The organism is Paenarthrobacter sp. TRD_SC_7 (genome assembly GCF_056156245.1).
Window position 1 is genome coordinate 3,747,808 of sequence record NZ_CM149587.1, and the last position, 18,909, is coordinate 3,766,716.

Below are 18,909 nucleotides of genomic sequence, written 5' to 3' on the forward strand. Positions count from 1 at the left end.
GAGATACGACCGCTGGTGCAGCATCCAGTCCGATGCAGTCTCGGTCGTCAACACGAACCTCAGACGCGAGACAGCGAGACGGTGCGCGCTCGACTCGACTGCGAGCATCGAATTTCCAACCAACTCTCGAACGGCCCTTGCAACTCGCCGCCATCCATGTATCTTGATAACAAGACAACAAGATGTCTAGTTATCTAGAAGCCTTGTTTACCGAAAGGAACTCCATGCTTCAAATCAAACTGGCTCAACAACGTGTAGTCGACCCCGCCGAGGATCCCCTGCGACGTACAACCGTCGGAGCCACTCCTGGCATGTCCGAGCGAGATGCTTGGGAAGCCGGGCGAGGATGCTGGGTCATGAAAGCAAGCCGTGCCATTGACGAAGATGAGGTACGAGTCGTTGATCCGTCAGGCACCATCCTTGCCATAGCTAAAATCCGCGGTCTCATCAAGCACGGAAACCGCCTCGAAGTGGTCGGGGATCTCCAGGAAGGTGATCCGCGGGTAGGAAAAGTGGTGGAACTGAACCGGGCGCAGAATCCCATTTCCTACGTGTAGCGATAAGGCACGAACGCCCCTCGCTTCAAGCGAAGTTCGGGGCGTTCCGTTCCACGGCCAGACGCAGTACAACAGGCTGGATCTAGGCTCCAGCAGCCAAAGTCCCGCACAATTCGCACATCTGGATGGAGAATCTTTGCATGAGAAATCCTAAACCGCTGCCCAACAACTTCACCGACCGCAGGGCCGCAGTTCACGAACAGGCCCTGGCGTCATCGATTCAGTTTGGGAACTACGCTGCTAGCTCATCAAATGCAGGCATCAGTCCAGTTTCAGTTTCATCACCTCAAACGACGGCGGATGGCCAATCAGTCGTCACAAACTTTCAAAACACCCTTAACAATCAAACGTTTGGGCCCGCCTCGGAGTGCCTGGTCACTTTAAAGTCTGATAGCTCAGCCCGCATCCATCCAGGCCGCCTCGCTAACATCCTGGCCGGAGAGTTGACCTCGTTCTGCCACAAACAGCTCGTGCTTTCGAACGAAAGGCAATTTCTGGATTCCCTGAAGCAGACCAGCGCACGCCCCACGATGGTACGAATTAATGGCCGTGAAACGGAGGGATGGTGCCTCAAGCAGCCGGAGGGGTGCGGTCTGGTCGCTCAAGTTGATGAAATTGTGTTCATGTGGCTCGGCGTTGGAGGGTCCACTCCGCCCAGCGAAATCTACACAGCAGATCTTGGGACACATGTCCTGTCCATAGTCAATCCCATGGACTAAGTCAAGGTCTTGTCTCACTTCCACCTTTGTGTAGGCTCCCCTTCATTGGGGGAAGTCGATCAACCAGGTCGGTTCATTTGTGGATCCTCCATGATAAAGGAGAGGAACCATGAAAATAGCGATGAGATTTACCACGGCCGTGCTTGCGTCCGTACTGTTTGGGGCGTTGACAATCGTCCCTGGCGCCAACGCAGATTCTGGAATTGGATCCAAGGATCAAAACACGAGTACAGGCCAACTTCATCACGCTCCAGTGAAGGGCGGACCTTTGGACCTCAGTGACCCTAAGGTCGCTGCGAAAGATGCCAAGATTCGGGCATCAGGTGCAAAGGTTTTGTCTACCTCAACCACTGCCTACACAGAGGTTGAGCCTAAAGAAAAGAAGCGAGGAACTCAGGTAACTCCAATGCTCTATCCTTCTGGATGCGGACTATCGGTATGGGTTTACCAAGATTCCAATAGAATCGTTTCGAGCAACCTCACCTCATGTCCTTTCGTTTTCACGACGGCTGACATGGATTCCTGGATGGGGTTCTATGCGTGGTTCAGCTACAATAACCAAGTCGCTTCGAACACGATATATTCGGGACCGGCGAGTTCATTCACAAATGACTATGCTTATTGGTGCGCAAATGGGAACAGCACCTCCTACCGCACTGAAACGTACGGTGAGATCTTCCTTGGCTCAACGAGGTACTCAGCAGCTGCATGGGATGAAGTAACAGACGTTCCTTGTGGACCATAGAAAGCATAGGTACTAGACCTAAGTTCTATTCTTAGGTAAACGGGGACCGGCATGCGCGCCGGAACCTGCTTTCAATAAAGCAAGCAGCAACCACTTAGGACGGGTGATACTAGCCCGTTGCAAAGAGAACGCAAATCGCAAGTTTTTCACTAAGTAAGTTGATCCACCGTCGATGATGACGAAGCCATCTACACTGCAGCCGTCTAGATCGTCCTCATCCGATGTACAACTGGCGAACCTCCCGTAAGACACCGACAGGCAGCACGAGTCAACGGATACCCCGACCTTCGAGAGTGGGCCCGTCCGAACGCACCCCCGTCGAACACGCGCCCCAACGCTCAACGGATCGTCTCAGTTTTCGGCAATTCTTTTGCACGTTCTACCTCCGGCCGCTGCACCAAGAACACAGCCGCCAACACCAGCACCGCACCCACCAGCTGCCAGCCCGACAACGACTCCCCCAGGAACACAAACCCCAGCACCGTAGCAACAAGCGGGCTCAGGAATCCCAGGAACGACACCACCATCGTGGGCAGGCGTTGGATGCCTCGGAACCACACGGCATACGCAGCCAAGGCACCGATGACGCTGAGATAAGCAAAGCCCGCCAGGTTAGGCAGCGATACCGATCCCGGCAGCCCTTCAACCACCAGCGTCACGGGCAGCAGCATGACCCCACCCATCGCTAACTGCAGGCCGGTAAACCCAAGCAGCCCCACACCGTCGGGCCTCCCCCAGCGTTTGGTGAGGACGATGCCGGCCGCCATGCTCAACGCCGCCGCCATCCCGGCGAGCACACCCACAAAAGTCAACGTTGCGTCAGACCGCAGAACCAGCAAGCCGACACCTGCCGCTCCAACGCCGCAGGCCACGATGTGCGCCGCGCGGATCTTCTCCCCCAGCAGCAGCACGCCAAGGAAGAGCACGAACAGCGGCTGGACGGACCCGACCAGCGCTGCGACGCCTCCGGGCAGTTGGTACGCGGTGAAGAACAGGAGGAAGAAGAACAGCCCAATGTTGAGTGCCCCCAACGCGGCGGCCTTGAACCACCAACTCCCCCGCGGCCAGGTCCAGGTGATCAGCATCAGAACGATGCCCGCCGGCAAGGCTCGCACGGTTGCTGCCAGAAGGGGTCGGTCTGCGGGAAGGAACTCGGTGGTCACCAGGTAGGTGGATCCCCAGACCATGGGTGCGAGTGCGGTGATGAAAAGGTCTCGAGAGGATGCCTTAGACAGGGCGGACCCTCCCGGTTTGCTGCTGACAGTCTCTACGGACACGGGCATTATTCACTTCCATACATTTTGATGTCGAACTATTTGATGTAAGACAATGTAGGTGCTGTACTGTTTGAGGTCAAGCATTGGAGGACGATGGACCGCGACGCAGTAGACATGATTCTTGAGCAGTGGAACAAGGAGCGCCCCGACCTCGACGTCGGCTCCATGGGTGTCCTCGGCCGACTCAACAGGGCCAGTCGCTTGGCTGCTCTCGACGTTCAGAAGTTCATGAACCAATTCGGGCTTGAGCCGTGGGAGTTCGATGTCCTGGCTACGCTGCGTCGCTCTGCGGTCGAAGCTCCCTTAACGCCTGGGCGACTGGCCAGCCTGACCATGATCGGTTCCGCAGCCATGACCAACCGCGTGGACCGCCTGGTGTCCCGCGGCCTGGTTCATCGGGAGACCAACCCCGAGAACCGCAGACAACTGCTAATCAGCCTCACGCCCGAGGGGCTCGCCTTGGTGGATGAGGTGGTTGAGCACCACGTGGAGAACCAGCACAAGATGCTCGAGGGCCTCACCAAATCCGAACGGACGCAGCTGGCGAACCTCTTGCGGAAGTTCTTGCTGACGAACAACGATGGCGAGCCGGGCTAAGAACAAAACAGTGTGGGACCCGCTTCCCCAGCGGATCCCACACGGGCCCTATCTCATCCAGCCAGCCAAATTCACCTCAAGCCGACCGGCAAATTCCCAACAGCAATGTCCATGATGTTCAGCCCCTCATTCACCAGCGCACTCCCCTGCGGCAGCGTCACACTCGCCACCTCGAACGCCGGAGGGATATCAATCTTCGTGGCGAAAACCCGCGCCCGCTCATCAACCCGCAGCACCGTGGAAGGCCCTCCGATGTAAGCCTGCGTGTGCCGCTGGTGATAAGCCGAAGAAGCCACAACCACCGAGGAATCCGTAGCAACCCCGGTGAGCCAGTTCGGCAGGTTTAGAGTGACCTGCCTGCTCTGGCCATTCGTGAAATGCACCGTCGCGATTCCGGTCGACACACCGCCAGTAGAGAAGCCAGTCACCAGCAAAGTCCGCCCCTTCCCGGAAACAGCAACCTCCTGCCCCGCAGCCTTGAGAGTGTCCGGCGTCCCCACCGCCGAAGGATGCCACACGGATGACACACCAAACGCCGAATACCGCTCGCCCGAGACCAGCCCGGCGGCAGCCAAAGCCTCCTCGGAGAACGTCCGCCGGTCCGGCGTAACAGCCCCATTCCGAGGATTCGCCGCGCTCGCAACGGACGTCTGGTTCACCAACGCCCCCAAAGGCAAAGCAGAAGCAGCAACACCCGGCCCCTGGTAGGCGCCAATATTCGGAACAGAACCCGCACCAGAGGTGGGGTTACCGAAGAAGTCCTTCCCGCCGTCGTCCGCAACAAGAACGCCCGCACCCAGCAAAGGAGACCCGGACAACAGCCGGTACCCCGGCACGTCCAACGAGGATTGCCCGCTGCCACCGGCAACCAACCGCGGATCGCCGAGCACGGAACCCGTCTCGCCCGCGGGCGGCACCATGCCCCCGAAGTACGCGTTGTTCGCATACACAGCCGACGCGACTTTCAAAGCACCGCCCGGTGCAACGAAGAGGTTGTTGCGGACCTCGCGCGGGCCGGTCATGTCATCCAGGAAGGTGCGGGACGGGCAGTAGAAGGTGTTGTTGTAGATGTAGTGCTTGCCCGTGCCGCTGCTGCCGCCGCCCATCCGGCAGTCGTCCTGGGCGATGTTGTAGCGGAGGATGACGTTGGCCGAGGTGGCGCCGCCCGCGCAGTTGGAGATGCAGTTGAGGTAGAAGCCGCCCGCGTTACCGTACGAATAGTTGTACTGGAAGATGCAGGTGCCCACCACGTTGATGTCGCAATCCCAGGCAGTGGAGTCGTACGTGGACATGACACTGTTGCCAACCACGTTGTGCTGGAACAGCGTGTTGCGCGAGTTGTACGGCCACATTCCGGCGAAGTTGCCCGCGATGAACGGGTACTTGCCCATGCCCAGGTTCAGCCCGCTGTTGTGCTCCACCAGCGGCGCGTCCGAGTTGTGCACCACGATCGCGTCGCCGCCAACCTCGTGAATCGAGTTGCGCCCGATGTACACGTTGCGGTGATACAGCGAGGTATCGCCGGCCAGCTTGATGCCACCGGCACCGGCGTCGTTGACCTCGTTACCCGTGATGGTGATGCCGTTGTAGGCCCCCGAACCGCCCTGCACCTGGACCATGATCCCGGCGGACAGCGGGAACTCGGCGCTGCGGGCCCCGGTCTTGTTCGACCAACCGGCAACGTCCTCCACATGGTTATCGGTGATCACCACTCCCGCCTGCGGGGACGCCGTGGTGGTGTTGAACAGGATGCCCACGCGGCGGCCCAGCTCAGCCGACGGGTTGATCACGTGCAGCCCGCTCACGGTCCAGTGGCTGGCGTTGGTGATCTGCACGGCGGCTACAGCGCCGCCGCCGTTGATGGTTGGCTTGTCGCCGTCGCCGTAGCTCGCGACCGTGATCGGGTGGTTCGCGACGCCAGTACCGCCCGGCGTCAGCGCGCCCTCGCATGCGGTTCCGGCGCGGAACAGGATGGACTCACCCGCGGCGAAAGCGCCATGCGCATTGACCTGGGCGATCGAGTTGAAGGGGCTTTGGTCAGTGCCGTCTCCTGGCACACTGGCAGAGCAGTCAACGAAGAACTTAGTGCTGCTGATCGTGACAATGTTCGCCGGGGTCCTGCCCACCGATGGTGTCCCGAACGGTCCCGGGCCGCTGACGCCCACTTCCGTGGCACCGCCTGCGCTACCCACCGGAACCACGAACGTCAGAGTAGCCACCCCGTTCTGGTCTGCGACGCCGCTGGTCACCGTCGCCCCACCCAGCGTCAGGTCCACTGCGCCCAAGGGCTGCAGGTCACGCACGACGACGATCGCGGGAGTTCCTGGAACAAGCGCACCAAGGTTGGTCTCACCTGAGGCCTCGAGGCGGAGTGGCACGGCAAGGAACTCATCGGAGCAGTTGATCCTGGCATCGGCCCAGTCGGCGTGATCGTTGCCGTTGCCTTCCGGGCCGGCCTCTACCTTGAGCTGCAGCAGGGTCCCGCCCCTGAGATCCACGTTGATAGGCAGGGCTCCATCCGCCCCTTTCCGCTCCCCCGCGAAGCGCTCCACGCCATCCACCAGGACCTTGAAGTCCACGCGGCCGCGATCCCCCTGGGTATCGTCCACCCCCACCTGAGCGAGGAACTGCCGGCACTGCCCGCCAAGGTTGTACGTGATGGACGACGCCGCATGCGTACCAATGCCCTTCGCGTACACAGTGCCGCCAATGGTCAGCGGCCTGCGGTTGGCGTCCCCCAACGCCTGGCCGCCGTTGCTCATGTCCAGTTCAGCCGGTCCCCAACCGTTGGTCATGCTTGCCCAAGGAACGTCGCTGGCATATACGACGCCGGTGGGCGGCGGGGGTAGTTCGGCTGCGGTTGCTGCGGGGCTGGCAGCGATTCCAGCAGCTACCAGCGTCGCCGCCATCACTGTCGCTGACGTGATTATTGCGGCCAGTCGCTTGGCCATGGGTTGTGGGTGCAAGTGAGGCTCCTCATTGAGTGGGTTTCCTCAAGGAGTCTCTGTTCATAGCTCGGCCGAGGCAACGAAATGCACAGGTTTGAACAAGGACACCTGAGCGCAGAAGAGAGAGACATGCGGAGGCCGACACTCTCCCGAGCAACCATCCGACGCCGCTCGCCGTATGGATCGGGATGAATTTCTCAGTGGTGTCCGGCGTCGTGATGGTCACTGCCGCTGGAAATCCCTGCTGTTGATGCAAGGTGGCTCCAGCCTGCGTCGCTGAGCGCGTGGTAGGCGATATGGAGTTCCTTCGCCGGATCTGAGACGGCATTTAAGTCCCGCCGTTCCAGGACGGCGACTATCATTCCGGCGGCCGCGGTAAACCTATCGACTTCGGGTTGGAGGCCCTCCGGCCAGACGGTAACGGCTACGGCGATGCGGGCATTACGGATCAAGGCCGCCCAGTTCCGGTCGATTGTCGGCTCTGCCTCGGTGAGAGTTGTGGCGATTCCGTGGAATCCTACATTGTCGATGTGGGTCAGGGCCGCGAGCACTCCGGCCACTTGCAGTTCCGTTCTGTCCGGGTCTGAATGATCCACAGCAGCCTCCTTTCGTGTCTGCACTTCCTCAAGAATGACCCTTCCTTGCTGCCCGATTCAATGTTCTCTCCTCTTCGTTTGGGGCTGAACAGTACGGAGATCTTGACGACGATACCCCCTAGGGGTATATTCGGCATGTTGTCAGCGAGTGGTATGTCGCGGAGGTTTACGGATTTCCTCTTTACAACCGTTCAACCACAGCACCATCGCATCTTCTGCAATGAAGGAACTGACGTGCAAACACCATCACGTACCGAACTGCCCCTGACTTCTGCGTCCCCCGCAGGCTGCGGCTGCTGCTCCACCAAAGCGAGCCAGAGCCCCCAGGCGGGCACTGTCGATCTCGAGTACTCCGTGGAAGGCTTGACCTGCGGCGGCTGCAAAGCCAGCGTCGAAAAGGCCGTCCATGCTGTAGACGGCGTGGACGCCGCGGCCGTTGAACTCGTCCCCGGCGGAGTCTCCCGCCTAGTCGTTTCCGGATCAGCCACACCTGCCGCGATCCGGGATGCCGTCACGTCGGCTGGATACAGTCTGACCAGCTAGATCAAACCCACATGGCCTGCGCCGCCCCGTGCGATGCCGCGGCCGTAATTGGAGGAGCTCATCATGGCAGAGCACGACCATCACCACGTTTCACCGGTCAGCGAAGGTGACCTGGATTCAACCCCTCAGTCCGGTGAGGACGGGACACATGTTCACGAGCATGGGCACCACCCCCACCCACACGGGGCCGAGAGCCGGGACGATCACGCGGTGCACAGCCACGGCCAGCATGCGGGGCACAGCACGGCCATGTTCAAGGACAGGTTCTGGCTGACGCTGGCGCTGTCGGTCCCGGTCGTGTATTTCAGCCCGATGTTCGGGCATCTTCTGGGGTACATGCCACCGGAATTCCCGGGGTCGGCCTGGATCCCGCCCGTTTTGGGAACCGTGATCTTCGTTTACGGGGGCATGCCTTTCCTTAAAGGTGGCCTGAATGAGCTGAAGTCCCGGCAGCCGGGCATGATGTTGCTGATCAGCATGGCCATCACCGTCGCGTTCGCCGCGTCTTGGGCCACAAGCCTTCGGATCGGCAACTTTGATCTGGACTTTTGGTGGGAACTGGCGCTGCTGGTGGCCATCATGCTGCTCGGACACTGGATCGAAATGCGCGCGCTCGGCTCGGCCCAGGGCGCCCTCGACGCCCTGGCCGCTCTGCTGCCCGACGAAGCCGAACGCGTCACCGATACCGGCGTCGAAACCGTCCCGGTTTCCGAACTTAAGACTGGGGACATCGTCCTGGTCCGTTCCGGGGCCCGGATGCCCGCCGACGGCACCATCGCTGACGGGCAAGCCGAGTTCGACGAATCCATGATCACCGGGGAATCCAAAACGGTGCTCCGCGCCGTGGGCGACCCAGTCGTGGCCGGGACCGTGGCCACCGACAACACTGTCCGGGTCACAGTGACGGCGGTCGGGGACGATACGGCCTTGGCCGGCATCCAGCGGTTGGTCGCCGAAGCCCAGGCTTCGTCTTCGAAAGCCCAGGCCCTCGCGGACCGGGCCGCGGCGTTCCTGTTCTACTTCGCCTCCACCGCCGGTGTCATCACTTTCATAGCGTGGATTCTCTTGGGCAGCCTGCCCGAAGCGGTGACACGGACCGTCACGGTCCTGGTAATCGCCTGCCCGCACGCCCTGGGTTTGGCCATTCCGCTGGTGATCGCCATCTCCACCGAACAGGCCGCGCGGGCCGGGGTGCTGATCAAGAACCGGATCGCGCTGGAGCGGATGCGCACCGTCGACGTCGTTCTGTTCGACAAGACCGGAACCCTGACCAAGGGCGAACCCGAGGTCAGGAACACCGCCACCCCTGACGGCGGGGCGACCGACGAGCTGCTGGCGCTGGCAGCAGCCGTCGAATCCGACAGTGAACACCCTGCAGCCCGGGCCATCGTCCGGGCAGCGAAAGACAAAGGCCTGCTGCTCCCGCACGCGACAGGTTTCACTTCCATGACAGGCCGGGGCGTGCGCGCGACGGTCTATGGCCGGACCGTCCAAGTCGGGGGGCCTGCGCTGCTGCGCGAGCTGGGGCTCACGGAACCCGAGGCCCTGGCCGGCTCGACCCGGGAATGGATGGACCGCGGCGCAGCCGTTCTGCACGTGGTGGATGGGGACAGGATTCTGGGGGCGGTCAGCCTGGAGGATGCCATCCGACCCGAGTCCCGGCAGGCCGTGGCAGCCTTGCAAAGCAGGGGCATCAAAGTTGCCATGATCACAGGCGACGCCATCCAGGTGGCGAAGGCCGTGGGTGAGGAGCTGAACATCGATGAGGTCTTCGCCGAAGTGCTGCCCGCGGACAAGGATAAGAAGGTCGCTGAACTGCAGGGCCGTGGCCTGAAGGTTGCGATGGTCGGGGACGGGGTCAATGACTCCCCGGCGCTGGCCCGGGCCGAGGTCGGCATCGCCATCGGTGCCGGAACCGATGTGGCGATGGAATCAGCCGGGGTGATCCTGGCCGGCAACGACCCGCGGGCGGTGCTGTCCATGGTTGACCTATCGAGGGCGAGCTACACCAAGATGTGGCAAAACCTGGTGTGGGCCACCGGATACAACGTCATCGCGGTGCCCTTGGCAGCGGGCGTGCTGGCATTCGCGGGGATCGTCCTGTCCCCGGCCACTGGGGCGGTCCTGATGTCGGTTTCCACGATCGTTGTCGCCCTCAACGCCCAGCTGCTCCGCCGGGTGAAACTGAATCCATCGCAGGTTCGTTGACCATCTGGGGCCATCGGCGCCGGCGCAACGCATCCCCTGATGCCGCGCCGGTGCCGGTAGCCTAGGAAGCAGCAAGCACGCAGGGAGGAGGAGCAGCATGGCCGCGCAACGCACCATGGCCGGTTCCGCCCTGCTCACGGCCTCCTTTCTGGCCACCGTCCTCGCTATCGTCGCCGGAATCCTGGGCATGCACGTCATGACCGGCACCCACTCGGCACACTCAAGCGGCATCGTTTCCGCAGGTACGCCGGATACGACCGGACCGGATTGGTCTACATCCGGAAGCGAAGCATCCGGGCACGCCGATCACCTGGTCTCATCGCCGGAGCCTGCCGTGTTGCAGGCGCTGTCTACGTCGAACGGTGCAGCCTCCCTGACGCAGTGCTCCTGCTCCGGAAACTGCTCAAGCCAGCACTCCATAAGTGCCTCCTGCATTCCCACCGTCGCGACCGGTGGCCTGGCGGCGCCGGCGCCGGATGACTCGATCTCCATCACGGGCCAGTCCGCAGCCTCCACCAGCACAGATCGTGTCCCCTTGTCCTACCGTCCCGGCAGTCCTTCACCGGGTGACTTGTCGATCAGCAGAACGTAGGCGTTCCGCCTGCCCGGGCCCAAGCCCAGCCATTCTTTTCTTGCGCCCTCCCAGCCCTTAGCCGTGGGACGGCCCAGCTGATGCATCCCCCTTTTGCGCGGGCGTCTTTGCGCCCCCCGAACTCTTGTGAAGGACCTGATTTTGATGAATACGAAGAAATTCTTACCTGCTGCCGCAACGGCCATCGCTGCCGCCATCGCACTGGCCGGCTGCGGCGCTTCCGGTGGTTCCAGTTCCTCCGGTACGTCCATGCCGGGAATGGACCACGGCAGCAGCTCCTCCAGCGCATCAAGTCCGGCAGCGGCCGCGGACCATAACGCCGCCGACGTGATGTTCGCCCAGATGATGATCCCGCACCACGCCCAGGCCGTGGAGATGAGCGACATGATCCTCAAGAAGCAGGACATTCCCGCCGAAGTCACAGCCCTGGCTACCCGGATCAAGGACGCACAGGGACCGGAGATCGAAAAGATGACCGGCTGGTTGAAAGGCTGGGGCGAACCCACTCAGATGGCCGCCGGGCACAGCATGGACGGCATGATGGGCGCCGAAGACATGACCAAGCTGGAAGCCGCCCAGGGTGTTGAGGCCGCGAAGCTGTTCCTGACCCAAATGATCGCCCACCATCAAGGTGCCGTGACCATGGCCAAGACAGAAACCGCGGACGGGAAGGACACCGCAGCTGTCCAGCTCAGCAGGGACATCGTGAGCGCCCAGGAAACCGAGATCAAGGAAATGCAGACGCTGCTGGCCGCCCTCTAGCCAGCCCCACAGTGGCGCCGGCCCCCTCACCCAAAGAGGGGCCCGGTGCCCTCTGCATACCCGCCTTCCCCCCTAACCTGGAGCTTCCTATGCAATTTTTCACCACCGCGACAGCACGGACCGGCGCCCTTACGGCGGGTGCCGCGCTCCTGCTCTCCTTGGCTGCCTGCGCCCCGGCCAGCCCACAGGCTTCCACAACGCCTTCCGTCGAATTGACGGAGAAGGCCCTGCCCAGCAGCCATGTCCACGGACTGACCGTCAACGGTGACACCAGCCAGGTGCTGTTGGCCACCCACGACGGGCTGTTCGACGTCACCAAACAACCGGCCAGAAAGATCGGCGGCACGAACGACCTGATGGGTTTCACCGCCGGAGAGAACGGCGTGTTCTACGCCTCCGGTCACCCCGGCCCGGGCTCTGACCTGCCCAACCCCCTCGGTCTGCTCAAGTCCACCGACGGAGGACAAACCTGGGAGAAACTCTCACGGCAAGGCGAATCCGACTTCCACGCCCTGACCACCACCAAATCCGGGATCGTCGCCTTCGACGGGGAACTGCGCAGCAGCCCCGACGGGAAAACCTGGAACACCGTAGCGGCCATGTTCGCCCCCGCAGTCCTGGCCGGACACCCGGACAGCGACACCATACTGGGCACCACCACCGAGGGAATCCAGCGCTCCACCGACGGCGGGGCAACCTGGACCCTGGATAAGACCGGACCAGTGATTCAGTACGCCGCATTCGCCAACCCGGACGAAGCGGCAGGCGTCGCCCCTGACGGGACCACCTACTACTCGGCGGACGCCGGCAAGTCGTGGACCAAGAAAGGACGGATCGACGGTGAAGTTCTAGCCATTGCGGCCCTCAAGGGCGCCGACGGGAATCCCTGGATCTGGGCTGCCACGCCCGAAGGGATCGTTGTCTCCACCGGTGGAGGCACGAGCTACCGCCCCGCCGACGCCCCCTGACACGGGCCGACGGGGGTCGATTCCGACCGGGACCTCCGCAAGGAGGTCTCTGTCGGATTCCCCTGACCAATGCGTTCCTGGCCGCTGCTGAAACTATGGCCGCGCCGGCGGCGCTGCCGCTTGCCGGGTACGTATCGCCCTTCCGGCTTAGGGCTTTTCCGAAGTGACCTCTGAAAGGAGGAAACCTCGCCCAACAAGGGCAAGGATCCCTGCCCCGACGACGGCGACCAAGGGCGCCTTGCTGTCGTCGGGGCCGGTAGTCTGCGTCGGTGCAGTGGGCTGCGGAGGAGTTGTGGATTCCGCCTGTGTGGGTGCCGCGTCGGAGGCCGTCGAGAGAGTCGTCAGGTCCTGCCCGGAGTTGGCCGGGGCTCGGGCTGAGTCACACGAAGATATCGGGCCCGGAAGGTGCGACCTTACCCCCGCGTATGCCCTGGGTTTAAGGCCATCTACCGCATCCCGCCGCAGGGTGTGCCTCCACTTTGGGTGTCGCCATGCATCGCGCTTCACGGTATACGCCATAGTCGACGAAACGGCACGACTCTTGATGGACACGCCAATCCCATGGTAACGAAATTGTAACTTCTTACTCCTTTTGGTTAGTCTTGGATTCGTACATACCCGCCATGGGTATGCTGGCCCGTTTCGCCAAACCCCGTCGGCGGTCCATGACTTTCTAGATCCAGGCGGGGGCGGAGGACCCAACAGCGGTGCGCGTAGCACCTTGGGGTGAAGCCGGCCCTGCGATTGCCCGCCCATCGGCGGGGCAGCGGGGCGGGCCGGACAGTCCACTCGTCCGAATCCGACAGCTAACTTCGCCGGCGCCGAGAGGACCCCCGCATTGCATTTCCGTTCCCAGCACCGGCGCCGTCGCGCCGCCCCCATGTCAACTCCCACCAGCCCTGGCCGTGGGACCGCTTATCATCTTTCTTCGCTGCTTAACCGTGGCCCTCGGTTCGGTGCAGCGGCGGCAGCGACCGGCCTGATCGCCGCCTCTGTCTTATCCGCCGCGCAAGCGGAGCCCGGGAGATCTGGCGCTGCACCGAACCTTGTCCCGGCCGCTGAACCAGTCTCGGCCGCGCAGCCGATGATCGGCGCCGAAGCAGCGGCTTCCCTTTCTTTTGACCGCCCGCTCGTCGGTTCGCAGGCGGCGCCTGCTCCGGTGGCCGCCCCGCCAACAAAGGTAGAAGCAGCCCCGGCGGCTGCCGCCCCAGCCCCCGTGGTTGTCCCCCAGGCCCCGCCGGCTGAGTCTGCTCCCGGCCTCCGGGCACCTATGGCTTCGGTCAACGTCAGCTCACCCTTCGGCCTCAGGGTGAATCCGCTGACGGGAGCAACCGGAGAATGGCATACCGGGATCGACCTGACCGGAGCGTGCAGCACTCCGGTCTTCGCTGCCGGGCCAGGGACCGTCGTGGAGGCGGGCTGGAGCCAATACGGCGGGGGCAACAGGATCGTCGTTGACCACGGTAACGGACTGAAAACCACGTACAACCACCTGGCCAGCATCGGAGTCTCAGTCGGACAGGTCCTCGCCAAAGGTGCCCAGATTGCCGGGGTGGGGACGACGGGCAACTCCACCGGATGCCATCTCCATTTCGAGGTCATGGTGAACGACAAGACAGTGGATCCTGGAACGTTCATCTGAGCCGACAGTTCACCCCCGGCGGGCCGGCCGCTTCATGACCTGTGTGAGGAGCAGAGCCCATGAGCCACCGTATCAGCGCGATGATCGATGCCCACCCAAGAACGTCAGGGCTTGTGGACAAGGAGAAAGTTGGCTGAGTGTATTGCTGCCTGCTTCGAATGTGCCCAAGTATGTACTGCCTGTGCCGACGCGTGTCTTAGTGAGGAAATGGTCGCCGATCTGGTCGCCTGCATCCGCACCGACCTCGATTGCGCCGACATCTGCGCCGCGACCGGCACCATCCTCAGCCGCCAAACCGCCACCAACACCGACATCGTCAGGGCAATGCTCGAAGCGTGCCGGACCGCGTGTGGCGTCTGCGCCAAGGACTGTGAACAGCACGCGGAGATGCACGGGCATTGCACGATCTGTGCCGTGGCGTGCCGCCGTTGCGAGAACGCCTGTGCCTCCCTTTTGGAGACTCTCACATTACCGCTGGCACCTCTCAGGACTAGCAAACGCGCAGGGAGTTTTCTGCCATGGTGGGTTAGAGGGCGGAGGTTTGCGGTTGCGGCCGCAATCCGGCCATGGTGATTCCGACGAGCCGCAGCGCGGCACCAGCGTGACGGCACCCGGCTCAGCGGCCGGACAGGCTCCGGCTACCAGCCCTGGGATAGGTCACTGATGGTTCTTAGCTCTGCTCCCGGAAGTTCCTACTGACCCTTCACGTCCTTTGCTCCTTGGGCTGGATTGGCGCGGTCGCTGTTTTCGTCGTCCTCGACATTGCGAGCCTCAGCGGTGACAGCCCCGAGCTAGGCCGCCTGCTCTGGCTTGCCCTGCAAGCCACAGTCTGGTCGCTGCTCATCCCTTTGGCCCTGGGGTCCCTGCTGACCGGAACGGTCCTGGCACTTGCCACCCGGCGGGGACTCTTCCGCCACTACTGGGTTCTCCTGAAGCTCGCGCTCACCCTCATCGCCACAGTCGTCCTGGTCATGTATACGGATACCATCGAGCCGCTGGCGGACATAGCTAAATGCCCTGTCATGGCCGGCGCGCAAATGCCTTCACCGTTGCTGCACACCAGCGGAGCACTCGTGGTGCTTCTGCTGGCAACCATTCTGGCCGTCTATGAACCGCCCGGCATGACAAGCTACGGACAAAAGAAGCGCCGGACACGACTCCAACAAGTGCCATGATCGAGGCGGGAGCGCCAAACGTGCGCCAGGAAAGCAAATCGAGGCCGTGGGCTATGTCCAGGTCGCGGGCTTGCTGAATCACGGACACTGCCAGGAACCAGGTCCGATCTGCAACTACCGGAGGGCGGCTACCCTGCGCTCCGACAACTATCGGCCATAGGTGATTGACGTTGGATAACGCGGGCCGTACCATCCTGGCGCGTGTCTTGAAGCGGGGTCTTTCAAAGTTCGGACTTTCCGCCTTGAATCAGCCCATAAGCGGTTAGGAGCGGACTAAGCGAGCGATGGCCTCGGAGGCTTCCTGCAGCTTAGCCTCGGCTGCGTCTCCGCCGAGTTGGGCGGCATCGAGGACGCAGTGCTTCATGTGGTCATCGAGCAACCCCAGGGCCACACCGCGCAGGGCAGAGGTCAGCGCTGATACTTGGGTGAGAATATCAATGCAGTATTGTTCCTCATCGACCATCCGCGCGATCCCCCGCGCCTGGCCCTCTATCCGCTTGAGGCGGGCCAAGTACCGCTCCTTGTCGGTGATATAGCCGTGGTTTGCGTGGCCCTCGGCCCCTGTTTCAGAGCTGGGAGGCAGCTGTTTCGTGGTCATTCTATTCCTTGTGGGTAGCCGTAGATGGTAGTGGGTGTGGGTATCCCGTGCCGTCGCGGGAAGATCTGTTTTCCAGAGATTTCACTGTCAGATCGACCACACACCGGAACAGACAGGCCGACGCCCAGCGAATCACCTTACTTATGGTACTAGCGCGGTCCTCGTTTCCGGGCTCTACAGTCACGCTGTTGGTCCGGTTCATCCGCTTTTCCTCTTCGCTACAGGTACCCCCCAAGGGTATAACGTCGGCGATGGGGAATTCAAGACCACCCTCCTTTGTGAGCCGGACAAACGCGCCAGTCCGGCGCCGCTCGAAGCTTGTCAATTGATACCCCCATGGGGTATAGTCACGAGTAATTCAATACCCTCCCGGGGTATGGTGTTCCGGATGGCGAAAGCCGGTACGACGTGCCGCTGCCAGCTCCTCGCCACAATACGTCCGGAACCGAATTCTCAAGCAAGGAGACGATATGACTGACGTTAGCCATAGCAGCCACGGCGGTGAAGGAGCCGGCGGCCTGATGCAGTCGGAGCATGGATACACCTTGGATTTCGATTCCCAACCGCTCGGCAGCGGAACGCAGACGGTAACCTTCCGGATTGTTGGCCCGGCCGGACAGACCATGAATGAGTTCACGCCCACGCATGAGAAGGAACTGCACCTGATCGCCATCCGCCGTGACATGACTGGCTTCCAGCATGTCCACCCGATCAGGGACCAATCAGGGTTGTGGACTATCGCTCTGGACCTCACTCCTGGACCTTGGCGGATTTTCACGGACTTCCACCCGTCCGGACACCACGGGCCCATGACTTTGGGCATCGACGCCTCCGTCGCCGGCGAGTACATCCCGCAACCGCTTCCCGGTGTTGGACAGAGCGTGGACATCGGCGGCTACACCGTGACGCTTGAGGGCGGACTTGTTCCGGGTCAGGCGAGCGAACTTACATTCGGCGTCGCCAGGAACGGACAGCCGGTGACGGATCTGCAGCCATATCTTGGTGCCTTTGGGCACTTGGTGGCACTTCGCGTCGAAGACCTGGCCTATCTTCATGTCCATCCCGAGGGAGAACCTGGTGACGGAACAACCCAGCCGGGCCCGGACGTCTCATTCATGGCAGTTGCACCTTCAGCTGGTTTGTACCGTCTGCATCTGGATTTCCAGCACAAGGGCGCCGTTATTACCGCGCAGTTCACGGCGCCGGCCAAAGCGACGTCCACCGAGGGTTTTGCCGCAGGGGCCGCAACAGGTCCTGGCAAGCCCGGCGAGGAATCTCATGGCGACCATGGGAAGCATCACCACCACGCCTGACCTCCACCGTCAGCGGGGAATCCAACCGTGGTGCGCCTTCAACCTGGCCGTCGGCTGAGATCCGCCACCAATCCAGTCTCGCAGGAGGCTGAAGCCTCATTTTTCGCGGGCGGCCTCTGAGGCTGCCCCGCTGCATGGATGAAAGGAAACCCATGCGTTTGTTCGCAATCCGCGACTACCGCTATCTTTTCAGCGCCCAAGTCATCGCCTTGTTCGGCACTGGTCTGGCGACGGTGGCCCTTGGCCTGCTCGCGTACGAGTTCGCGGGCCCGCGCGCGGGCGAGGTCCTCGGGACAGCACTGACGATCAAGATGGTCCTGTACGTGATCATCGCACCTCTGGCTGCCGCATATGTCGACCGACTACCCCGCCGGGCGCTCCTTATCGCTCTCGACGTGGTTCGAGCTGCAGTGGTTCTTGCGTTGCCCTTTGTCACCGAGGTCTGGCATATCTACCTCCTGATCGGCCTCCTGCAGTCAGCTTCGGCGGCGTTCACGCCGACATTCCAAGCGGTGATACCCGACATCGTGGCCGACAAAGCCGCCTACACGCGTGCCCTGTCCGCTTCCCAGGTCGCCTACACCATGGAGAGCCTGCTCAGTCCCCTGCTTGCCGCACTCGCGCTGAGCTTCATGAGCTTCAATTGGCTTTTCCTGGGCACCTCGGTTGGATTCGTAGTCTCCGCTCTTCTCGTGATGTCGACACGCATCCCCAACGCGCAGCCAAGCGCCCACACCAAACCCTGGGACAGGGCTGCGGCCGGAATCAGAACATTCTTCAGGACACCGAGGCTGCGCGGCATCATGGCGCTGAACCTGGTTGTCGCGGCAGCGGGATCGATCGTGATCGTCAACACCGTCAACTATGTTCGCGATGAACTGGGCGGCTCCCAATCCGACGTTGCCTGGATGATGGCAGCCTCTGGTGGTGGAACTCTGCTGGCTGCGCTGGCACTCCCGCGTGTGCTGGACCGGATCACCGAGCGCACTGTCATGATGATCGGCGCCGCCATTCTCGTAGCCGGTAGTGCAGGGGCCGTTACGTTCAGTGCGGCTGGGATCGCTACCTGGGCGGGAACAGCGATCATCTGGGTGGTCATCGGTGCTGGAATGGCGATGATCATCACCCCGACGGGGAGGGTCCTCCGCGCTGCCGGCGAACCAAACCGGATACCGGAGGTCTTCGCAGCGCAATTTTCGCTCTCTCACCTAGCTTGGCTGATCACCTATCCCATTGCCGGCTGGCTCGGAACAAACGCCGGCTTGACCATAACGTGGTCTGCGCTGGCAATTCTCACTGTCACAGGAGCAGCAGCTGCCCTATACCTGTGGCCTCGCCATGATGGACACCATGACGCTGTTATTCCGAGCCCCGTGCATCCGAAGCCTGCGGCAAGTCACGTAGAGACGATTTCAGAAACCGGGGTGGCAGAAGGCACGCTGGCCGCGGGACAGTGCGCTTGTGTGCGTATTCCCTGAACAAAAGATCCCTGAACAAAGAGTCGTCGGTTTCCGACGTTCATAGAGCCGGCTGCCGGGACCCTCTGCGGGGTTCCGGCAACCGGCTCAAAAGTTTGTGGTGCCCCGGGGAATCTTGCCGTGAGACGTCTCGGGCGGATTAATGAGTTCGTCACTTAGGAGACCGGACAGTTCGCCGCAAGGGGACCTTG

At 62.1% G+C, this 18,909-nt stretch carries 16 protein-coding genes, 1 pseudogene and 1 riboswitch; of the genes and pseudogenes, 13 read left to right on the plus strand and 4 right to left on the minus strand.

What is annotated here, in order from left to right; all coding sequences use genetic code 11:
- Positions 1-224: 224 nt before the first annotated feature.
- Both AC0J5Z_RS17830 and AC0J5Z_RS17835 read left to right on the plus strand, forming a co-directional pair.
- A complete protein-coding gene (locus tag AC0J5Z_RS17830) occupies positions 225-557 on the plus strand; it encodes a hypothetical protein (RefSeq protein ID WP_475034944.1) in 333 nt (110 codons plus the stop codon).
- A gap of 140 nt (positions 558-697) precedes the next feature.
- Complete coding sequence (locus tag AC0J5Z_RS17835; protein WP_475034947.1) at positions 698-1,276, plus strand: hypothetical protein; 579 nt, start codon at positions 698-700, stop codon at positions 1,274-1,276.
- 1,083 nt (positions 1,277-2,359) lie between these two features.
- On the opposite strand, the gene AC0J5Z_RS17840 is transcribed toward AC0J5Z_RS17835, so the two are convergent.
- Positions 2,360-3,304 carry an EamA family transporter gene (locus AC0J5Z_RS17840; RefSeq protein ID WP_475034950.1) on the minus strand — a complete coding sequence of 315 codons (945 nt, stop codon included), beginning with the start codon at positions 3,302-3,304 and terminating at the stop codon, positions 2,360-2,362.
- 87 nt (positions 3,305-3,391) lie between these two features.
- On the opposite strand from AC0J5Z_RS17840, the gene AC0J5Z_RS17845 reads away from it, so the two are divergent.
- Entirely contained in the window at positions 3,392-3,895 is a 504-nt protein-coding gene (locus tag AC0J5Z_RS17845) for a MarR family winged helix-turn-helix transcriptional regulator (protein WP_475034952.1), read from the plus strand.
- A gap of 71 nt (positions 3,896-3,966) precedes the next feature.
- Here AC0J5Z_RS17845 and AC0J5Z_RS17850 read toward each other — a convergent pair whose 3' ends face one another.
- Positions 3,967-6,846, minus strand: coding sequence for an NPCBM/NEW2 domain-containing protein (locus AC0J5Z_RS17850; RefSeq protein WP_475034953.1), 2,880 nt, complete (start codon positions 6,844-6,846; stop codon positions 3,967-3,969).
- A gap of 194 nt (positions 6,847-7,040) precedes the next feature.
- Positions 7,041-7,439: a hypothetical protein gene (locus AC0J5Z_RS17855; protein ID WP_475034955.1), complete on the minus strand. Its 399-nt coding sequence runs from the start codon at positions 7,437-7,439 to the stop codon at positions 7,041-7,043.
- Between the two features lie 234 nt (positions 7,440-7,673).
- Between AC0J5Z_RS17855 and AC0J5Z_RS17860 the strand changes: the two genes are divergently transcribed.
- The 8 genes and pseudogenes from AC0J5Z_RS17860 (at position 7,674) to AC0J5Z_RS17895 (ending at position 15,329) form a co-directional block, all read left to right on the plus strand.
- Positions 7,674-7,982, plus strand: coding sequence for a heavy-metal-associated domain-containing protein (locus tag AC0J5Z_RS17860; protein ID WP_475034957.1), 309 nt, complete (start codon positions 7,674-7,676; stop codon positions 7,980-7,982).
- A gap of 63 nt (positions 7,983-8,045) precedes the next feature.
- Complete coding sequence (locus AC0J5Z_RS17865) at positions 8,046-10,190, plus strand: copper-translocating P-type ATPase (protein WP_475034960.1); 2,145 nt, start codon at positions 8,046-8,048, stop codon at positions 10,188-10,190.
- A gap of 97 nt (positions 10,191-10,287) precedes the next feature.
- Positions 10,288-10,782 (plus strand): hypothetical protein, encoded by a 495-nt coding sequence (locus AC0J5Z_RS17870; RefSeq protein ID WP_475034962.1) that lies wholly within the window; start codon positions 10,288-10,290, stop codon positions 10,780-10,782.
- Between the two features lie 144 nt (positions 10,783-10,926).
- On the plus strand, positions 10,927-11,544 hold the full coding sequence (locus AC0J5Z_RS17875) for a DUF305 domain-containing protein (protein WP_475034964.1): 618 nt from the start codon (positions 10,927-10,929) through the stop codon (positions 11,542-11,544).
- 89 nt (positions 11,545-11,633) lie between these two features.
- Positions 11,634-12,512, plus strand: coding sequence for a F510_1955 family glycosylhydrolase (locus AC0J5Z_RS17880; protein ID WP_475034966.1), 879 nt, complete (start codon positions 11,634-11,636; stop codon positions 12,510-12,512).
- 661 nt (positions 12,513-13,173) lie between these two features.
- A riboswitch (cyclic di-AMP (ydaO/yuaA leader) is annotated at positions 13,174-13,345 on the plus strand.
- Positions 13,346-13,392: 47 nt separating this feature from the next.
- Positions 13,393-14,154: a M23 family metallopeptidase gene (locus tag AC0J5Z_RS17885; RefSeq protein WP_475034968.1), complete on the plus strand. Its 762-nt coding sequence runs from the start codon at positions 13,393-13,395 to the stop codon at positions 14,152-14,154.
- Positions 14,155-14,213: 59 nt separating this feature from the next.
- Positions 14,214-14,619, plus strand: a pseudogene (locus AC0J5Z_RS17890) (four-helix bundle copper-binding protein); the annotation flags it as partial.
- Between the two features lie 254 nt (positions 14,620-14,873).
- Positions 14,874-15,329: a DUF2269 domain-containing protein gene (locus AC0J5Z_RS17895; protein ID WP_475034969.1), complete on the plus strand. Its 456-nt coding sequence runs from the start codon at positions 14,874-14,876 to the stop codon at positions 15,327-15,329.
- Between the two features lie 262 nt (positions 15,330-15,591).
- Here AC0J5Z_RS17895 and AC0J5Z_RS17900 read toward each other — a convergent pair whose 3' ends face one another.
- On the minus strand, positions 15,592-15,927 hold the full coding sequence (locus AC0J5Z_RS17900) for a metal-sensitive transcriptional regulator (protein ID WP_475034971.1): 336 nt from the start codon (positions 15,925-15,927) through the stop codon (positions 15,592-15,594).
- Positions 15,928-16,397: 470 nt separating this feature from the next.
- Between AC0J5Z_RS17900 and AC0J5Z_RS17905 the strand changes: the two genes are divergently transcribed.
- Complete coding sequence (locus tag AC0J5Z_RS17905; RefSeq protein ID WP_475034974.1) at positions 16,398-17,240, plus strand: hypothetical protein; 843 nt, start codon at positions 16,398-16,400, stop codon at positions 17,238-17,240.
- A gap of 152 nt (positions 17,241-17,392) precedes the next feature.
- Complete coding sequence (locus tag AC0J5Z_RS17910) at positions 17,393-18,718, plus strand: MFS transporter (protein ID WP_475034977.1); 1,326 nt, start codon at positions 17,393-17,395, stop codon at positions 18,716-18,718.
- Positions 18,719-18,909 lie beyond the last annotated feature (191 nt).